Here is a 2,464-nt window from a genome sequence, read left to right on the forward strand (position 1 = left end):
CACCAGCGCGAAGGGCACCAGCATCAGCGCCAGCAGCAGCTCCCCCGCCCCGCCCGGAGACTCCGGAGCCCGGGCCGTGCACGAGGGGCACGCCAGCGCCACCGCCGGCAACAGCGCCCCGAGGAGCCCGAGCCATGGCCCGAGCGAGCTCCGGAGCCGCGAGCCGAGCCACATGAGCCACGACCCGAGCCCGGTGCCGAGCCCGGAGGACAGGCGCCCCGCCAGCGACCGGTAGCCTTCCCACCCGCCCGGCGAAGCGCGTCCACCCGGGGGCTGGAAGAGGGCATGGGGCATGCCTCCGGGCTAGCACGCACCCAACATCCCCTCAAGGCGCACCCCGTCCGTGCCGGAGCGGCCACTCTCCCTCATGCCTCGCATGCGGCCAGCCCCTACCCCGGCCTCGCCCGGCGCTTGTGCGCTCCGCGCCGATGCCGTACGTGCCGGCCATGTCCGTCGAATCGCCTTCTTCCCAGTCCGCCCCCCGCTCCCGTCCTGTCCGCCGCTCATGGGTCTGGGCAGGCATCGCCGTGGCGTCGCTCGGTTTCATGGGGGTGGCGGTCCACGACCTGATGCAGGGCCGCTCGCAGCCGCTGCCCCGGCTGGGCGCCCTCCCGGACTTCACCTTCACGCGGCAGGACGGGCAGCCCTTCGGGCTGAAGCAGCTCCGCGGCCACCCGTTCATCGCCAACTTCATCTTCACCCGCTGCCCCACCGTCTGCCCCGTCTTCACGCAGAAGATGGCGCGCGTGCAGGACCACACCGCGAAGCTGGGGACGGACCTCCAGCTGGTGTCCTTCTCCGTGGATCCGGCCTACGACACCCCGGAGCGGCTGGCCGAGTACGGGAAGAAGTACCAGGCGGACTTCACCCGCTGGAACTTCCTCACCGGCGACTACGCCACCCTCAAGGACACCATCGTCCAAGGATTCAAGATCAGCATGGGCCGCGAGCCCGGCGCCGCCGAGGACGACCTGCTCTCCATCTTCCACGGCACCCACTTCGTGCTCGTGGACGGCACCGGGGAGATCCGCGGCTACTACGACAGCGCCGACCCCGAGGCGACCCAGAAGCTGGAGACCGACGCCTTCCGCCTCACCCGCGAAGAGGGCTGAGCCCCACCCCTTCCTGATCGCGCCCGTACTCCGGGTGCGCCTCCCCGGGTCGCATCCCACCCGTCAGCCCAGGCCCGGCGCGGCCCCCGGAAACGCGAAGGGCCGGCGCCCCGCCCATGACGGACGGGGACCGGCCCTGGGGCTCCTGGACTCCGGCGCGGCGCCATGGCCCGCAAAGCCGAAGGGCCAGCCCCACCTCTCGGTGAGCACTGGCCCTCGTGCCTGAGTCACGCCAACTTCAGCGGGGAACTCAGTTGATGAGCGCAGCCTGCGCGTGGGCGAACAGGTTCTGCACGTTCTGCTGCGCGGGCTGGGAGGCCAGCGCGCCGACCTTGTCCGCGCCCTGCTTCACGACGCCCGCGATGTCCGCGATGGACTGCACGGTGGGGGCGAACTTGGTCAGCTGGGACAGACCGGCCAGAGGGCCCTTGGCGAGCAGGGACGCGCCGGAGTCGATGAACTTGTCCACGAACGGCTTGGCCAGCTTGCCCAGGCCGAACGGGAGCTTGTCCAGGAGGCCGCCCGCCAGACCCTTCAGGCCGCCCGTGATGGCGCCCATGGGGTTCTGCACGAAGTTCAGCGCCTTGCCCGCGATGTTCGCGACGCCGCCGGCGACATTGCTGACCGTCTTCGCGATGCTGCTGACAACCTTGCCGATGCCGCCCATGGTGATACCCCCTGCTTAAGTCTGGTTTGGAGAGTGTGTGCCGAAGTGAAGCTGCAAAAGGATTCTCGGAGGGGGGAGGAAAATGTTTCCTCCGAATTTCCGATCTATTTCACGGGGATTCCGGGCGGGCTTCAGCCGCGGGTTCCGCCGCCGCCCTTCTTCAGCTGGTCCATCAGCTCCTGGCGCTTCGCCTCGTCCTGGGGCGCCTTGGGGGCCTCGCCCGTGGGGTTCAGGCTGGGCTTGCCGGCGGCGGCGCCGCCCTTGCCGGCCTCGAACTCGGACTTGGCGAACGGGTTGCCCTGGCCGGGCAGCTCACCCTTGGCGCCCGCGACCAGGAACTCGCCGACCTCCTCCACCGAGTGCACCGGGAAGCCGTTGGCCTTCAGCTCCTCGTCGGACACGACGTTGAGCATGGGCTCCTTGTCCTTGTCCTGCGCGTACTCGAGCACCAGCTCGACGTAGTCCTCCAGCTTCATCCCCACCGCATCCGCGATGCGCTTCGTCTCGGGATCCTTGAGGAGCTCCGCGCGGACGACTTCCACGGGACGGGACAGACCACGCTTCTTGCCAGGGGCTTGCTGGGACATGCGATTTCGCTCCGGAGAGGAGAGGAAAGACGGCGGGGAACAACTCTAGCCCATCTTTCCAGTACTACCCCTGGCTCGTATACACATCTGACGCTGCC

4 protein-coding genes are annotated in these 2,464 nt (G+C 69.3%); 1 reads left to right on the plus strand and 3 read right to left on the minus strand.

All coding sequences use genetic code 11. From position 1 onward, the window contains the following. Nucleotides 1–294, minus strand: a 294-nt coding sequence (locus D7W79_RS41260) for a hypothetical protein (protein ID WP_147442337.1), incomplete at its 3' end; no start/stop codon positions are given. A gap of 233 nt (nucleotides 295–527) precedes the next feature. Here D7W79_RS41260 and D7W79_RS41265 point away from each other — a divergent pair. Continuing rightward, complete coding sequence (locus D7W79_RS41265; RefSeq protein ID WP_120530654.1) at nucleotides 528–1,112, plus strand: SCO family protein; 585 nt, start codon at nucleotides 528–530, stop codon at nucleotides 1,110–1,112. A 250-nt stretch (nucleotides 1,113–1,362) separates the two neighbouring features. Here D7W79_RS41265 and D7W79_RS41270 read toward each other — a convergent pair whose 3' ends face one another. Together D7W79_RS41270 and D7W79_RS41275 are read right to left on the minus strand one after the other, a co-directional pair. After that, nucleotides 1,363–1,779, minus strand: a complete 417-nt coding sequence (locus tag D7W79_RS41270; RefSeq protein WP_120530655.1) for a hypothetical protein — start codon at nucleotides 1,777–1,779, stop codon at nucleotides 1,363–1,365. A 131-nt stretch (nucleotides 1,780–1,910) separates the two neighbouring features. Beyond that, nucleotides 1,911–2,366, minus strand: a complete 456-nt coding sequence (locus tag D7W79_RS41275) for a hypothetical protein (protein WP_120530656.1) — start codon at nucleotides 2,364–2,366, stop codon at nucleotides 1,911–1,913. Nucleotides 2,367–2,464: the final 98 nt, after the last annotated feature.

Source organism: Corallococcus exercitus (assembly GCF_003611585.1).
GTDB classification, from domain to species: Bacteria; Myxococcota; Myxococcia; order Myxococcales; family Myxococcaceae; genus Corallococcus; species Corallococcus exercitus.